The following is a 15,853-nucleotide window of genomic DNA, read 5'->3' on the forward strand; positions in this document are numbered from 1 at the left end:
AGTCCCTGATCATGGCGTATACTATGAGTAGGGACTTTTGTTTAACTATGAGGGCAGAAACGTGATTTTATCCAGGAAAAGCAGGTACGGGCTCAGGGCACTGATTGATCTGGGCATGAATTCTGAGAATGGACGGATCTCACTTTCCAGCATCGCTGAGAGAAACCGGATTTCATCTCAGTATCTGGAACAGATTTTCGCAAGTCTCAGAAGAGCCGGGATCATCCAGAGCGTCAAGGGATCACAGGGCGGATATTATCTTGCAAAGGATCCATCTGAAATTACGGTTGCGGAGATCTTGCACGCGCTTGATGGTGCGTATCACATTGAGCCGGAGAAGTCGCAGGATGACGGAATTGCGCAGACGGTTCAGGTCTGTGTGATTGAAAGACTGAATGAGGCATTTGACAATATTCTGGAAGAGGAGACGCTGGCGGGTCTGATTGCCTACTACAGTGAGCACCATGTCAATGCGGATGACATGTACTATATCTGATAGGACTCTGAGAAGACACAGGTGCACTGACAGAGAAAATATATTGAACTGATTGTGCATATCTGATAAGATTGAAAGCATATTGAAACATGTTCTTGTGAATTATATGAGAAAGGCCCATTTCAAACCGGATGTCATATAGGCACAGTGCAGGAGAATCAGGTATGGGGGAAGTCAGAAAACAGAAAGACCCGTCTGTTGAAAAAAGGAAGGAGACTCTTCGCAAAAGAGCAAAGGAGCTGATCTCTGCGGCAAAGAACGAAGATGACGCGCTGGAGTATTCGGAGGTACAGAATTTTTTCTCGGATCTCAAGCCGTCTGAAGTGGAATTATCAGCTGTCGTGGAATATTTATCAGGAAAGGGAGTCGAGGTTCTTCTTCCGACGACTGATGGTATCGATTCATTCGATGATGAAGATGGGATGGCGGATGCTGACGGCGAGGATGAGTTTCCCACTGGCGGGGCGGAAAGAGATCTCGACGTTTCTCCGGATGCCTCAGGCTCTGGCGTATCCGATCCGATTCACATGTATTTGAAGGAAATCGGGAAGGTCCCTCTTCTGAGCCCGGACCAGGAGACAGAACTTGCCAAGAGAGTAGAGCAAGGAGACGAGTCTGCCAAAAGGGAACTTGAGGAGGCAAACCTGCGGCTTGTTGTCTCGATTGCCAAACACTATACCGGACATGGGATGTCCCTGATGGATCTGATTCAGGAGGGCAATCTGGGACTGATCCGGGCTGTTGAGAAGTACGATTACCGCAAGGGATTCCGGTTCTCAACCTATGCGACCTGGTGGATCAGGCAGTCGATTTCAAGAGCCATCGCAGATCAGGGAAGGACCATCCGGATACCGGTGCATATGGTGGAGAATATCAATAAGGTGAACCGGGCATCCAGGGAACTGGTACAGAAACTTGGGAGAGATCCGACGACAGACGAGATCGCGGAGGAGATCCATATGACCCCGGACAGGGTTCGCGAGATCCAGAAAATTTCACGTGAGCCGGTCTCCATGGAGTCGCCGGTCGGTGACGAGGATGATTCGAGTCTGGGTGATTTCATCAGGGACGATTCCACCCCTGTTCCGGCGGATGAAGCTGCCCAGTCGATGATGAATGAACAGATCCGGAAGATTCTGTCGGAGCTTTCACCCCGTGAGCAGGAGGTACTGGAATATCGGTACGGACTCAAGGGGGATCATCCCTGTACGCTTGAGGAAGTCGGGAAAAAGATGAATGTTACAAGAGAGCGGATCCGTCAGATTGAGGCAAAGGCGCTCAGAAAGCTGAAACAGAAAAACCGCCCGATGCGGGAATATCTGGATTAAGCTGCTGCACGCAGAATGGTGGATGGAGGCTGAGAATGTCGAAGGTGAACAGAAGCTCACTGGCCAGGAGCTTCGGATATGCATTTCAGGGGATTGGAACCTGTATCCGGGAGGAAAGGAACATCAAGATTCATCTGACATTCACCGGGCTGGTCATTTTCTTCGGTGTATTCTTGAAAATCAGCCCGCTGGAGTGGTGCATATGTCTGACGCTCTTTGGCCTTGTGCTTGCCCTGGAGCTGGTCAACACGGCTGTCGAGGCTGTCGTTGATCTGGTGACGGAGGAACGGAAGCCTCTTGCAAAAAAGGCAAAGGATACGGCAGCCGGAGCGGTTCTGATTGCTGCGATCTGTGCTGCAGCGGCGGGACTTGTAATATTTCTGCCGAAAGGACTGAGATGGATTGGAGTGCTGCACTGAGGGAAAACCCGGAAAGGAGTACAGAATGACGGATATTGTTGATCTGATGAAAAAGGCATTTCTTGCAGGCGTCGGAGCGGCGGCGGAGGGAACCGAGAAGGCAGACCAGCTGCTGAAGGACATGATTAAAAAGGGTGAAATTACCGTGGAACAGGGGAAGACGCTCAATGAGGAGCTGAAGCACAACCTGGACCAGAAGCTTCATCAAAGGGATCAGAAGGATGCCGGCGCGGATGTTTCCTCCATCTTGAAGAATCTTTCAGAGGATGACCTGAAAGAGCTGAAGAAGAGGCTTGCCGAGGTCGATGCCGATGACAAGCAGCAGGATGAGAATCTGTAAGAATACTGCCCCGTCAGCTGTCTGACGGGGTTTTGTTTTTCAGGGAAAGCGGCGGATACAGGAGAAAACCAGTGAGTGCAGGACCAGGGAAAAAACAGCAGCAGTTTCATACAGAACGGATTGCGTCCTACCGGGAGAAGGAATCAGAACGTCACAGAACGGTGTATGCCGACGGAAGCATCAATGAAGATGCGATCGGGAAAAATCCGCAGTCTGATTCGGGCAGTGAGAGCTACGCGGGCAGACTCCGGGAGATCACAAGGGTTCTTCATGCCCACAGCATTTCCCGGGGGGTGACACCGGTCAAGCTGAGGGAAATCCTCGAGGACCTTGGGCCGACCTTTATCAAGCTGGGGCAGCTGATGAGCATGCGCTCGGACATCCTGCCCCGGGAATACTGTGATGAGCTGATGAAGCTCACATCGGATGTACCGGCGATGCCGTTCGACGAGGTGATCCGTGTGATCGAGGAATCGTACGGCCGTCCTGTCGGAGAAGTCTTCAAAAAAATAGAGAAGGTTCCGCTGGGCGCTGCATCCATTGCGCAGGTTCACCGGGCGGTGCTTGCAACGGGCGAAGAGGTTGTCGTCAAGGTGCAGCGGGAGGGAATATACAGTACGATGAAGCGGGATATCGGGCTTCTTCACCGCGCTGTGAAGTTTGTCCCGAATGTCATCGTGAAGGGAACGGTCGATCTGGACGATGTTCTGGATGAGCTGTGGAAGGTCACACAGGAGGAAATGGATTTCCAGGCAGAGGCTTCCAATATGGAGGAGTTTGCCTGTCTGAACGAGGACGTCCGGTTTGTAGCTGTCCCGAAGCTCTATCGCGAGTATACGACGGAAAGGGTTCTCGTCATGGAGTACATCCGGGGCTGCGACATCACGGATAAGAAAAGCCTTGAGGCGCTGGGCTATGATCTGAATGAAATCGGTGAGAAGCTGATCGACAACTGGATCCGGCAGGTCATGGTGGACGGCTTTTTCCACGCTGACCCGCATCCGGGCAACATCCTGATCAGGGACGGGAAGATTGTATGGATTGATATGGGGCTGATGGGACGTCTGACGGAGCACGACCGCTCGGCAATCCAGCTCGCCATTGAGGGGATCGCAGAAGACGACAACGGCAAGATCGAAGATGCAGTTTTGTCCATAGGAAAGTTTTCTGGCAAGACCGACAAACAGAAGCTCCATACAGGGATCTCCAGCCTGATGCGTTCCTACGGCAGAAAAGGGCTGGGGGATATCAATATTGTAGCCTTCCTGGGGGACATGATGGATGTCATGAAGCAGAATGGGGTTCAGATGCCGCATGGCCTGACGCTGCTTGCAAGAGGGCTTAATAATATCGAAGGGGTTCTTTCACAGGTGAGTCCGGATGTCAATATGGTGAAAATTGCGCAGGCAAGACTCCGGCAGGAGGTGTTTGACCATATCAACTGGAAGGAAGAGCTGCGCAGCGGTTCTGTGAATCTTCTAAGGTCTGCGAAGAACCTCGCAGATTTTCCGACCCTGCTCGGTAAGCTTCTGAGAGAATATTCGAGCGGGCAGACCCGGATCAACCTGGATCTGCACACATCGGAGGAGCTGACGGAGCTTCTGGGAAGGCTGTCGCGCCATTTCAATCTTGGAATCTGGGTGATGGCGCTGCTGGTTTCTTCCAGCATCCTGTGCACAACCGATATGAAACCGAAGCTGTTCGGCATCCCGGCGCTCGGATTTGTGGGCTATGTGCTGGCGATCCTTCTGGTAATCTACATTGCGGTCAGTTATCTGATCCATCGAAAGAAAAAGTAATCATAGAAAGAGTATGTTCATGAGAGACCATGAGATCATCGTTATCTACGGCGAACAGATTCAGAATATGGCATACGAGATCTGCAGGCAGGCAGGTCTCAAGGAAATGATTCTGGGAAAGTGTTCGTCCTATGAAGCAAAGATCATCCTCAAGCCCAATCTTCTTGGGCCGGTTCCTGCCAGTGAGGGAGCGACGACACACCCGGAGATTGTGGAGGGTGTGATCCGTTATCTTCAGGAGGCAGGATTCAGGAATCTTTCCGTCTGTGAAGGATCCTGGGTCGGAGACAAAACGAACGATGCGCTTCTTGTCTGCGGGTATGATACGATGCTGAAACGTCTGGGGGTTCCCTTCGTTGATCTTCAGAAGGATAAAAGCAGGCTTGTGGACTGCGCCGGAATGAAGATCCGGATTTGTGAAGAACCGCTCTCTGCGGACTTTTTGATCAACCTTCCGGTTATGAAGGGACACTGCCAGACAAGGATGACCTGTGCACTGAAAAATATGAAGGGGTGTATACCGAACCCGGAGAAACGCCGGTTCCACCAGATCGGACTGTTTGAACCGATCGGCCATTTATCTGCGGGGCTTCACCAGGATTTTATTCTGACGGACAGCATCTGCTCCGACCTGACATTCGAGGATGGCGGTAATCCCGTCGCTCAGAACCGTATTTTTGCAGCTGTCGACCCGGTGCTCAATGATGCATACTGTCTTCAGCTGATGCATCTGGACGAGTCGGAAGTCCCATACATCCGGATTGCGGAACAGTGCGGGGTGGGAATGGCTGATCTTTCACGCGCGTTTGTCCGGATTCTGAAAGAGGGGGCGGGAGAGGATGGAAAGGTATGCTATGAGAATACAGAGGCTTTCCCGGAGAGAATGACGCACAGCCAGATGAAGGAGAAGACAGCAGGGCTGATTCATGTCAGCGAACTTGTTCATGAGGTTGATTCTTGTTCGGCCTGCTATGGCAGACTTGTACCCGTCTTAAGAGAACTGGAGGATGAAGGAGTGTCCGTAGAAAGGCTCAGGGGAATCTGTATCGGACAAGGATTCCGGGGAAAAGGAGGACGCCTCGGGATTGGCAGCTGTACATCCGGCTTTGAGAGGAGCCTTCCGGGGTGCCCGCCGGATGAGGAAAAAATGAAAGACTGGCTGTGTCAGCTTGTGAAGAAACTGGGGGATGAGGAGAAGAAAGCCGGCAGCAGCGGGGAGAATTCGTTACAGACTTGACGGAACAGGGACAGGTGCATATAATGGCTGTAACAGTTTTGTCATAATTTGTAATGAAATGGTTTCAAAGTTCCTTCCATTTAGAAGAATGGAGGACGGAGAATCAGACAATTCCCGGAGGAGATTATGAAAAGGGTCCGTTTCAGAAGGCTGCCGGCGGCAGCGATACTTGTGCTGCTGCTGACTTTTTTAATGGCGTTCAGTGCACTGGCTGCTGACGGATGGCACCGGAGAGGCAGCAGAATCTGGTACACATCCGAAAGTGCAGAGACTGGCCAGAAGGTTAGAGCTGCGGGGTTGACCCAGATCAACGGACATACCTATTACTTCAATAAAAGCGGATATCTCAGGACCGGGTGGATCCGTATCCATGGTAAGTATCATTATTTTCGGACAACGGGGAAAATCGGTGTAAGAGGGCGCATGTATACAGCCGGTTTGAGAAAGGTTCTCAGAGCCGGGCTGTACGGTTTTTCTGAAGACGGCTCTGTGTTGAGCGGGCTCTGCCAGGTGGGAGACAGCTGGTATTACTTTTCGACCTCCAGAAGGGCTGGCGTCAGCGGCCTGATGCTGAAGAAGACCTTTGCTGATACAGCAGATGGAAGACGTATTTATCTCCTGAAAAACGGGAAGATGGCGGTTAACAGATGGGTTAAGTACAAGAAAAAGTATTATTTCTTCGGCGCCGACGGCAATATGTACAGGAGCACGGTGACGCCAGATGGCTGGAAAGTGAATTCACGCGGCATACGGACAAAGAGGGCGAGTGCAGCGGAGGCGGCTGGAGCGGCCGGAAGCACTTCCGCTTCTGTATCGAACCTCAGGAAAGCCGGAACGAAGGCATCGACAGGCAAAGCGAGTATTCTGATCATCTGCGGGCATGGGCAGGGAGATTCCGGTGCGCTCGGAAAGTGGGGTGGAAGCTGGATCCAGGAACAGGCCTATACAAGAGATTTCGGATCGAGAATCTACAGAGCGCTGTCAGCAAGCGGCAGAGTGAAAGTAGATATGCTGGATACCAGTCTGGATGGTTATTCGCAGGTCAAGAACACGCTCAATGCAGTGATTGTCAGCGGGAAGACGCTTCAGTCCAGGATCGAGGGGAAGGGAACCTATGGAGCCCAGGCGTACAATGCCCTCCGCAGCAACGGAAGACTGCCGGATCTTCTGCAGTATGACTATGTACTGGAGGTCCATTTTGACGCTTCAGCAACATCCGGAAAGGATTATAACGGCGACGGAAAGATGAAGGGTACCTTCATGTACGTCAATTCGAGAAAGAGTGAAACGTACATCGATTCCAGCATCATCGGAGCACTCAACGGTCTTGGCCTTCCGATCTGCGGTCCGGCCGTCTGGCGGTCATCCGGTCTTCTGAATGCAAGGGTCTTTCAGGAGATGGGCATCAGCTATGGGCTGCTTGAGACCTGCTTCATTGATGACAAGGACGACATGACGTTCTATAATCGGCGCTGTGATGATATGGCGCAGGCAGTCAGCCGGGCGATTGTCAATCAGTTCGGCTGATACCGAAAATAATTTCGAGTAATCAAGGAACTTCACAAAGAATCTGCGGAACCACAGATTTCTTGTGAAGTTTCTTCTTTTATCCGCCGCTCCTGCATTGACAACCGGAATGGAACTTGTTATCATGCAGGAAATTGTCAGAATTCAGGAGGATGACAGAGGTGAAGAAAAGGGTCATTTCCCTTCTTGTGGATAACACAGCCGGTGTCACGCAGCGTGTCTCAGGCCTGTTTTCCAGGAGAGGCTATAACATAGAGAGTATCACGGGCGGGGAGACGGCAGATCCAAGGTATTCAAGAATTACAGTTGTGGCCGAGGGGGATGATGATGTCCTTGAGCAGATCACCAAGCAGCTCAGGAAGTTGGTCGACGTCGTCGATCTGAAGGTGCTGGATCCGGACAATTCCGTGACACGGGAACTTGTGCTGGTGAAGATACGAGTCAGTCCGGAGCAGCGTCAGAGCGTTGTCACACTGTCTGACGTATTCAGAGGGAAGATTGTCGATGTCGGGCAGGATTCTTTGATTGTCGAGCTGACAGGGAATCATGACAAGCTGGAAGCGTTTCTGCGGCTTCTGAGCGGATATGAGATTCTGGAGCTGGCAAGAACCGGCTTTACCGGGCTCTCAAGAGGGTCGGATGATGTCAGATTTTTTTGACCGGTCTTTTCATGCGGTTTCATGACAGGCAGCTGTCTTGAAATATATATCCATCTTCCAGGCAGACTGGAAGATATTAAAGAGGAAAAGAGGAGCGATTATCATGGCAGAAAGAGCGAAGATTTTCTATCAGGAAGACTGCAATCTGTCCCTGCTTGACGGGAAGACAATTGCAATTATCGGTTATGGAAGCCAGGGACACGCACATGCACTGAACCTGAGAGACTCCGGATGCAAGGTCATCATCGGGCTCTATGAGGGTTCCAAGTCCTGGAAGAAGGCAGAGGAGCAGGGATTTGAGGTCTACACGACTGCGGAGGCAGCAAAGCGTGCAGATATCATCATGATCCTGATCAATGATGAGAAACAGGCAGCCATGTACAAGAAGGACATCGCACCGAACCTGAAGGAAGGCGACATGCTGATGTTTGCACACGGGTTCAATATTCACTATGGCTGTATCGTTCCGCCGGCAAACGTCGATGTGACCATGATCGCGCCGAAGGCTCCGGGGCACACGGTCCGGTCTGAATATCAGGCTGGAAGAGGAACCCCATGCCTGATCGCTGTCCAGCAGGATTATACCGGAAAGGCACAGGACCTGGCGCTTGCCTATGGCCTTGCAATCGGCGGAGCAAGAGCTGGTCTTCTTGAGACGACCTTCAAGACCGAGACGGAAACCGATCTGTTCGGTGAGCAGGCTGTCCTGTGCGGCGGCGTTACTGCCCTGATGCAGGCAGGATTCGAGACCCTTGTGGAAGCAGGGTATGACCCGAGAAATGCATATTTTGAGTGCATCCATGAGATGAAGCTCATCGTCGATCTGATCTATCAGTCCGGATTCGGCGGTATGTGGTATTCGGTCTCCAATACGGCTGAGTACGGCGGGTATATGGTTGGCCCGAAGATTGTGACGGACGAGACGAAGAAGGCTATGAAGAAGGTTTTGAAGAATATCCAGGATGGTTCCTTTGCCAAGGACTTCCTGCTTGATATGAGTGAAGCCGGCAGTCAGGTTCACTTCAAGGCGCTCCGCAGACATCACCAGGAGATGGAGTGCGAGAAGGTCGGCGAGGAAATCCGCAAGCTTTACAGCTGGAAGGACGAGGACAAGCTGATCAACAACTGATCAGAAGCCGGAACCGGCTCATACCGGCAGCATGATGATGAAAACGGAGATTTCCCTGGCCGGGCATCCGGACGGGAGATCCCCGTTTTTTTGTGAAGGCGACCGCGCATCATCGATCGCAGAGCACGAGATGACGATCAATTACAGATGCGCGGGCAGGGATCGGCTTGTATTCTTGCCGCGATTTGATTAAAATGGGAATGTTCTTCGGGCAATTCGTATAGCAGCCATATGGAGGATCAATATGGGAATGACAATGACTCAGAAGATACTCGCGCAGGCAGCCGGCCTTCCGGAGGTTCACGCGGGACAGCTGATCGAGGCGAATCTCGACCTTGTACTTGGCAATGACATTACGTCTCCGGTTGCGATCGGAGAGATGGATCACCTGAAGGATGACCGTGTATTTGACAAGGATAAAATCGCGCTTGTCATGGATCACTTTATCCCGAACAAGGATATAAAGTCTGCAGAGCACTGCAAGTGTGTCCGGGAGTTTGCCATCAGGCATGAGATCAGCCATTATTATGATGTTGGAAAGATGGGGATTGAGCATGCACTCCTGCCGGAGCAGGGACTTGTTACAGCAGGAGATGTCGTGATCGGCGCAGACTCCCATACCTGCACGTACGGTGCGCTTGGCGCATTTTCGACTGGCGTGGGGTCGACGGACATGGCTGCCGGAATGGCATCCGGAAAAGCCTGGTTCAAGGTCCCGTCTGCGCTGCGCTTCAACCTGACTGGAAAGCTTCCGAAGTATGTGTCCGGGAAGGACGTCATCCTGCATATTATCGGTATGATCGGTGTCGACGGAGCACGCTACAAGTCGATGGAGTTTGTCGGAGACGGTGTCGCGAACCTCTCGATGGATGACCGCTTTACGATCTGCAACATGGCCATCGAGGCAGGCGGAAAGAACGGGATCTTCCCGGTTGATGACAAGACGCTCGCATATATCGGAGAACATTCCGGCAAGCCTTATCAGGTGTATGAGGCGGATCCGGATGCAGTGTATGATGAGGAATACACGATCGATCTGTCATTACTCCGGCCGACGGTATCTTTCCCACATCTGCCATCCAATACAAAGACCATCGACAAAGTCGGGGACATCCGGATCGACCAGTCTGTTATCGGCTCGTGCACCAACGGCAGGCTGTCAGACCTGAGGGCTGCGGCAGCGATCATGAAGGGAAGGAAGGTTGCGGACCATGTGCGCTGCATCGTCATTCCGGCCACGCAGCAGATTTACCTGGACGCTTTGAGAGAAGGATTGATCGAGACCTTCATAGAGTCAGGAGCAGTTGTGTCAACACCGACCTGCGGACCGTGCCTCGGGGGTTATATGGGTATTCTGGCTTCAAAGGAGCGCTGCATATCGACAACAAACCGGAACTTTGTCGGCAGGATGGGGGCTGTGGATTCGGAAATCTATCTGGCGAGCCCTGCTGTTGCGGCAGCGAGTGCACTGACAGGGAAAATCAGTTCTCCGGAGGAGGTGGAAGGATGAAGGCAGAAGGCAGAGTATTTAAATATGGAGATAATGTTGATACCGATGTCATCATTCCGGCCCGGTACCTGAATTCGTCGGATCCGAAGGAGCTTGCGGCGCATTGTATGGAGGATATCGACAAGACATTTGTCAGCCGCGTCAAGCCGGGGGATATCATCGTTGCAAACAAGAACTTCGGCTGCGGGTCCTCCAGGGAGCACGCGCCGATCGCGATCAAAGCTGCAGGGGTTTCCTGTGTCATTGCCGAGACATTTGCAAGGATTTTCTACCGCAATGCCATCAACATCGGTCTTCCTATTATGGAATGCCCGGAAGCGGCAAGGGTGATCGAGGCAGGAGATGATGTGACGGTCGACTTTGACAGCGGTACCATCACGGATCATACGAAAAACGAGTCCTGGAAGGGAGAGGCGTTTCCTCCTTTCATGCAAAAAATCATCGAAGCAGGCGGACTGATCCCTTACATGAATGCCAGAGACTGAAAGATCGGGAGAACTGAGAAAGCACCATGAACCAATGCGTGCGGCAGATTCAGCTGCCCGGGAGGAAGAATGACACATAGACAAGAAAACGTGAGGGCGGCCCGGGGGCGGTTTCACCTGCTGAGAGGCAGCCGGAAAGATGAAGCGGCAGGCGCGGATTATTTTGACTACAACCTGCTGGCTGTTGTCATTCTTCTGACAGCGTTCGGCCTTGTCATGCAGTATTCCGTGACGGCGTACAGTATGCTGCAGGTAAAAGGACACCCCTTCATGAAGCAAATTCTGGTTTGCGCCGGCGGGATGGTGATTCTGATTGTGGCCAGCAGAATTGATTATCATGGACTTGCAAAAGGTTCAGGGCTGTTGTTCGCAGGGTCGATCCTGCTTGTCATAGCGACAAGATTCATCGGGAAGAACGTGAATGGTGCGACCAGATGGATTGACCTTGGCTTTATTCAATTCCAGCCGTCTGAGGTTGCGAAGCTGGCAGTGATTTTGTATATCCCTGTGCTGATTACCATGATGGGGACAAAATTCGGAAAGTACAAACGGGCGCCGGCAAGAATCCTGGGACTGGGGCTTCTGACAGCATTCCTTGTCTACAAATTTACGGATAATCTGTCAACAGCCATTATTATCTTTGGAATCTGTTTTGTGATGGTAATTGTCGCGCACCCGCACCCAAGGGGGCTTGTCGCGCTGTTTTTTGCAGCGCTTGCAGCTGTGTATCCGGTTTATCTGGTTCTGAAAAGTATTTTTCAGACGGCATCGTCGACAAGTTTCCGCTATAGACGGATCCTGACCTGGCTCAATCCTGAGAAATATCAGAAGGAAGGCGGCTACCAGGTCATGCAGGGACTGTATGCGATCGGTTCCGGCGGCCTTTTCGGAAAGGGCCTCGGAAACAGTGCGCAGAAGCTTGGCGTTCTTCCGGAAGCGGAGAATGACATGATCTTTGCGATTGTTTGTGAGGAGCTCGGACTTGTCGGAGCGTTCATCCTGACAGGGTTGTTTATATACCTGCTATACAGACTTTTTTTCATCGCGCTGAACGCACCGGACCGCCTGGGCGCTCTGATCGTGGTCGGTATTTTTTCGCATGTGGCGATTCAGGTTGTACTGAATATCGCGGTTGTGCTGAGCATCATACCGACAACCGGCATCACCCTCCCCTTTGTCAGCTCGGGCGGTACCTCACTCTGGTTCCTGATGGCGGAAATGGGGATCGCCCTGAATATATCCGGCCAGATTATCGAGCGGAAGAAATCGTAAACATTGGTATTGAAGAAAGGCAGCAATCATGAGTAACGTGAAGACAAGATTTGCACCCAGCCCGACCGGAAGGATGCATGTTGGTAACCTGAGAACGGCGCTTTATTCCTATCTGATCGCAAAACACGCCGGAGGAACGTTCATGCTCCGGATCGAGGATACGGATCAGAACAGAGAAATGGAAGGCGCAGTTGACATCATCAAACGGACGATGCTGGAGACAGGACTCATTCCGGATGAAGGACCAGATAATCCCGGCACTGTCGGCCCGTATGTTCAGAGCGAGCGCGTCAAGGCCGGCATCTACATGAAATATGCGAAGATGCTGATTGAGAAAGGGGAGGCCTATTACTGCTTCTGTACGCAGGAACGCCTGGATTCCCTCCGCAGGGAAGTGGACGGCAAGGAAATCATGATGTATGACAAACACTGCCTGCATCTGTCAAAAGAGGAAATTGAAGCCAATCTGAAGGCGGGCAAACCATTTGTCATCAGACAGAATGTACCGAATGAAGGTACCACGAAATTCGAGGACGAAATATATGGAACCATTGAGGTCCCGAATGAGGAACTCGATGACATGGTTCTGATCAAGTCCGACGGGTATCCGACTTATAACTTTGCCAATGTTGTGGATGATCATCTGATGGGGATCACACATGTTGTCAGAGGAAATGAGTATCTTTCCTCCGCGCCCAAGTACAACAGGCTTTACAAGGCATTTGGCTGGGAGGTGCCGACGTATGTCCACTGTCCGCTGATTACCGATGAGGAGCACCACAAGCTTTCCAAGAGAAGCGGGCATTCTTCCTTTGAGGACCTGCTTGACGCTGGCTTTGTCAGTGAGGCGATTGTCAATTATGTGGCACTCCTGGGATGGTCCCCGGAGGATGACCGGGAGATTTTCTCTCTGCAGGAGCTGGTTGAGAACTTTGACTATCACAGGATGAGCAAGTCGCCAGCGGTCTTCGACATGAAGAAGATGAGATGGATGAACGGCGAATATATCAAGGCGATGGCCCCGGAATCCTTCTATGAGCGTGCGCTTCCGGAAATCCGCAAGGTCGTCACAAAGGACCTGGATCTGAAGAAGATCGCGGATATGGTCAAGACCAGAATTGAAGTTTTTCCGGATATCGACGATATGGTCGCATTTTTTGAGGCTTTGCCGGATTACGATGTCTCCCTGTTTCAGAATAAAAAATGGAAGGTGACACCTGAGAAAGCAAAGAAGGTCCTCTCAGACCTTCTGCCGCTTCTGGAAGCTCAGCAGGACTGGTCAAACGATGCACTCTATGAGGTTTTGAAAGCCTATTCTCAGCGTGAGGAAGTGAAGCCGGGCTTTACAATCTGGCCGGTCCGGATTGCGGTTTCCGGAAGGCAGGTGACGCCTGCAGGAGCAACGGAGATCATGGAGGTTCTCGGGAAAGACGAATCTCTTCTCAGAATCCATGTGGCACTTGACAGATACCTGTCGGATTTCTAATACCATATGTCTTTAAGTCTGTCACAGAAAAAAGCTGTCAATCTGAAGGACGGCCCTGCGATGATTCTCGCGGGGCCGGGTGCGGGGAAAACCATGGTGATTACCCACCGGATCAGACAGCTGATCGAGACCGGAGTACGGCCGGAACAGATTCTTGTTATCACATTTACGAGAGCTGCCGCGCAGCAAATGCGGACTCGGTTTGAACAGCTCTCTCCGGAAAAGGGCCGGCGAGTTACCTTCGGGACCTTCCATTCTGTATTCTTTCAGATTCTTAAATATGCCTACCACTATACATCAGAAAATATTCTTCGCGAGGAAGAACAGTTTCGCCTCCTGTCGGGAATGGCAGAAGGTCTTCATCTTGACACGGATGATCTCAAAACCTGGGTACAGGATGTGTCAGCCGAGATTTCCCAGGTGAAAACGGAACGTATCAATCTGGATTACTTTTATTCGGCAACATGCCCGGAAGAGGTTTTTCGGAAAATCTGCCGGAATTATGAAAGGCAGAAGCAGCTTCTCCGAAAGATCGACTTTGATGATATGTGCTGTTATACGGCAGATTTGTTCCATGCGCGGCCTGATATCTTGGCAAACTGGCAGAAGCGTTTTGCTTATATTCTCGTGGATGAGTTTCAGGATATCAATGGTCTGCAGTACGAAATTGTGCGGGAGCTTGCAGCACCGGAGAACAACCTGTTCATTGTTGGAGATGATGATCAGTCGATCTACAGGTTCAGAGGATCGAAGCCGGAGATCATGCTGCATTTTCCTAAGGATTATCCGGACGCCAGGATCATTACGCTCCAGGAAAATTACCGGTCTACCCAATGCATCGTAGATGCATCGCTCTCAGTGATCAGGCAGAACAGGCATCGCTTTCAAAAAGATCTGAGGAGTGTATCGGAAAAGGGAGACCCGGTGGAGGTGCTGGAATGCAGAGATCCGGGAGAGGAGTATCTTTATCTGGTCTCAGCGATCAGAAACAATATGAAAGAAGGAATCCGCCCGGGAGAGATCGCGATACTGACCCGTACGAATCTGCAGGCAAGAGGACCGGCAGAGAAGCTGATGGAATTTACGATTCCTGTTAATCTGCGCGACCACATGCCGCTATTGTATGATCATTTTACAGCTCTAGATTTCCTTGCCTACCTGCGGCTTGCAGGCGGAGACAGGGAGCTTGGCACATTTCTGAGAGTCTGCAACCGCCCTAACAGATATATCAGCCGCGAGGCAGCGGAAGCCTCATCCAGACGTACAAATGGACGGGCTGTTCTGTCCTTTGAAGCGCTGAGAGCTTATTATTCAGACAAGCCATGGATGACAGACCGGATCGATGCATTGGAGCGGGATCTCGAGAGAATTTCAGGAATGAAAGTCTATGCAGCCCTCAACTATATTCGTCTTGGCATCGGCTACGATCGCTTTCTGAAAGAATATGCGGAGAAAAGGAAACTGAATCTCGAGGAACTGACAGAAACTGAGAATGAAATCCAGGAGAATTCAAAGCCTTTTTCAACAGGAGAAGCCTGGGAAGCACATATTGAAGCCTACAGGAAGCAGATGCAGGATCTGCAGGATCAGGAAGGTAAGATGCATGAAGAGCGGCAGGATGCCGTGACATTGTCAACCTTTCACTCTGCCAAGGGACTGGAGTTTCAGGAGGTTTATCTGGTGGATGTCAATGAAGGCATGATTCCTTATAAGAAGGCCGCCCTGGAATCGGAGATTGAAGAGGAGCGAAGGCTTTTTTATGTCGGGATGACAAGAGCCAGAAAAAGACTACACATTCTGTATGTCAGGGAACGATACAACAAGGTGCAGAAGCCTTCCCGGTTTCTGGATGCATTCAAAAGTGAAAGCTGATCGCAGTCATCAAAAGGGACTGAAAACAGGACAGAAAAATCGACATAAAAAATATTTTAAAAAATGAAAAAATGTGTTGACATCCGTATTGCAGGATGGTATTATGTTCAAGTCGCCGATGAGAAGCAAACTTCATTAAACAAGTAAGCTTGATCGGGGCTATGAGCACCTTGATAACTGAACAGTGAAACAACCTTGAAAGTTCTGAAAAGTTTTATTTAAGGAACTGACCTTTAAACAGTAAAAGGGATAAGAGATGTCAGTAACATCTTTGATCCGAATCAAATTTTATTC

Annotated in this window: 14 protein-coding genes; all 14 read left to right on the forward strand. The window is 51.0% G+C overall.

Going from position 1 to position 15,853, the window contains the following annotated elements; translation table 11 throughout:
• Window positions 1-61: 61 nt before the first annotated feature.
• Window positions 62-496 carry an RrF2 family transcriptional regulator gene (locus tag FYJ35_RS11020; RefSeq protein ID WP_277067128.1) on the forward strand — a complete coding sequence of 145 codons (435 nt, stop codon included), beginning with the start codon at window positions 62-64 and terminating at the stop codon, window positions 494-496.
• A 164-nt stretch (window positions 497-660) separates the two neighbouring features.
• On the forward strand, window positions 661-1,824 hold the full coding sequence (gene rpoD / locus FYJ35_RS11025; protein ID WP_154526497.1) for an RNA polymerase sigma factor RpoD: 1,164 nt from the start codon (window positions 661-663) through the stop codon (window positions 1,822-1,824).
• Between the two features lie 35 nt (window positions 1,825-1,859).
• A complete protein-coding gene (locus tag FYJ35_RS11030; protein ID WP_154526499.1) occupies window positions 1,860-2,243 on the forward strand; it encodes a diacylglycerol kinase family protein in 384 nt (127 codons plus the stop codon).
• A gap of 25 nt (window positions 2,244-2,268) precedes the next feature.
• A complete protein-coding gene (locus tag FYJ35_RS11035) occupies window positions 2,269-2,583 on the forward strand; it encodes a phasin family protein (RefSeq protein ID WP_154526501.1) in 315 nt (104 codons plus the stop codon).
• Window positions 2,584-2,777: 194 nt separating this feature from the next.
• Complete coding sequence (locus FYJ35_RS11040) at window positions 2,778-4,382, forward strand: ABC1 kinase family protein (RefSeq protein ID WP_277067129.1); 1,605 nt, start codon at window positions 2,778-2,780, stop codon at window positions 4,380-4,382.
• Window positions 4,383-4,401: 19 nt separating this feature from the next.
• On the forward strand, window positions 4,402-5,619 hold the full coding sequence (locus FYJ35_RS11045) for a DUF362 domain-containing protein (protein ID WP_154526504.1): 1,218 nt from the start codon (window positions 4,402-4,404) through the stop codon (window positions 5,617-5,619).
• Window positions 5,620-5,745: 126 nt separating this feature from the next.
• Window positions 5,746-7,146, forward strand: coding sequence for an N-acetylmuramoyl-L-alanine amidase (locus tag FYJ35_RS11050; protein ID WP_154526506.1), 1,401 nt, complete (start codon window positions 5,746-5,748; stop codon window positions 7,144-7,146).
• 161 nt (window positions 7,147-7,307) lie between these two features.
• Window positions 7,308-7,805 carry an acetolactate synthase small subunit gene (gene ilvN, locus FYJ35_RS11055; protein ID WP_277067121.1) on the forward strand — a complete coding sequence of 166 codons (498 nt, stop codon included), beginning with the start codon at window positions 7,308-7,310 and terminating at the stop codon, window positions 7,803-7,805.
• 103 nt (window positions 7,806-7,908) lie between these two features.
• Window positions 7,909-8,934 carry a ketol-acid reductoisomerase gene (gene ilvC / locus FYJ35_RS11060; RefSeq protein ID WP_154526510.1) on the forward strand — a complete coding sequence of 342 codons (1,026 nt, stop codon included), beginning with the start codon at window positions 7,909-7,911 and terminating at the stop codon, window positions 8,932-8,934.
• Window positions 8,935-9,178: 244 nt separating this feature from the next.
• On the forward strand, window positions 9,179-10,444 hold the full coding sequence (gene leuC, locus FYJ35_RS11065) for a 3-isopropylmalate dehydratase large subunit (protein ID WP_154526512.1): 1,266 nt from the start codon (window positions 9,179-9,181) through the stop codon (window positions 10,442-10,444).
• Complete coding sequence (leuD, locus tag FYJ35_RS11070) at window positions 10,441-10,929, forward strand: 3-isopropylmalate dehydratase small subunit (protein ID WP_154526514.1); 489 nt, start codon at window positions 10,441-10,443, stop codon at window positions 10,927-10,929. The genes leuC and leuD overlap by 4 nt, the downstream gene beginning before the upstream one ends.
• Window positions 10,930-10,998: 69 nt before the next feature.
• Complete coding sequence (locus FYJ35_RS11075) at window positions 10,999-12,201, forward strand: FtsW/RodA/SpoVE family cell cycle protein (protein ID WP_154526516.1); 1,203 nt, start codon at window positions 10,999-11,001, stop codon at window positions 12,199-12,201.
• Between the two features lie 28 nt (window positions 12,202-12,229).
• Window positions 12,230-13,687 carry a glutamate--tRNA ligase gene (gene gltX / locus FYJ35_RS11080; protein WP_154526518.1) on the forward strand — a complete coding sequence of 486 codons (1,458 nt, stop codon included), beginning with the start codon at window positions 12,230-12,232 and terminating at the stop codon, window positions 13,685-13,687.
• 6 nt (window positions 13,688-13,693) lie between these two features.
• Complete coding sequence (locus tag FYJ35_RS11085) at window positions 13,694-15,559, forward strand: ATP-dependent helicase (protein WP_154526520.1); 1,866 nt, start codon at window positions 13,694-13,696, stop codon at window positions 15,557-15,559.
• Window positions 15,560-15,853 lie beyond the last annotated feature (294 nt).

It is taken from the genome of Porcincola intestinalis (assembly GCF_009696445.1).
Lineage (GTDB): Bacteria > Bacillota > Clostridia > Lachnospirales > Lachnospiraceae > Porcincola > Porcincola intestinalis.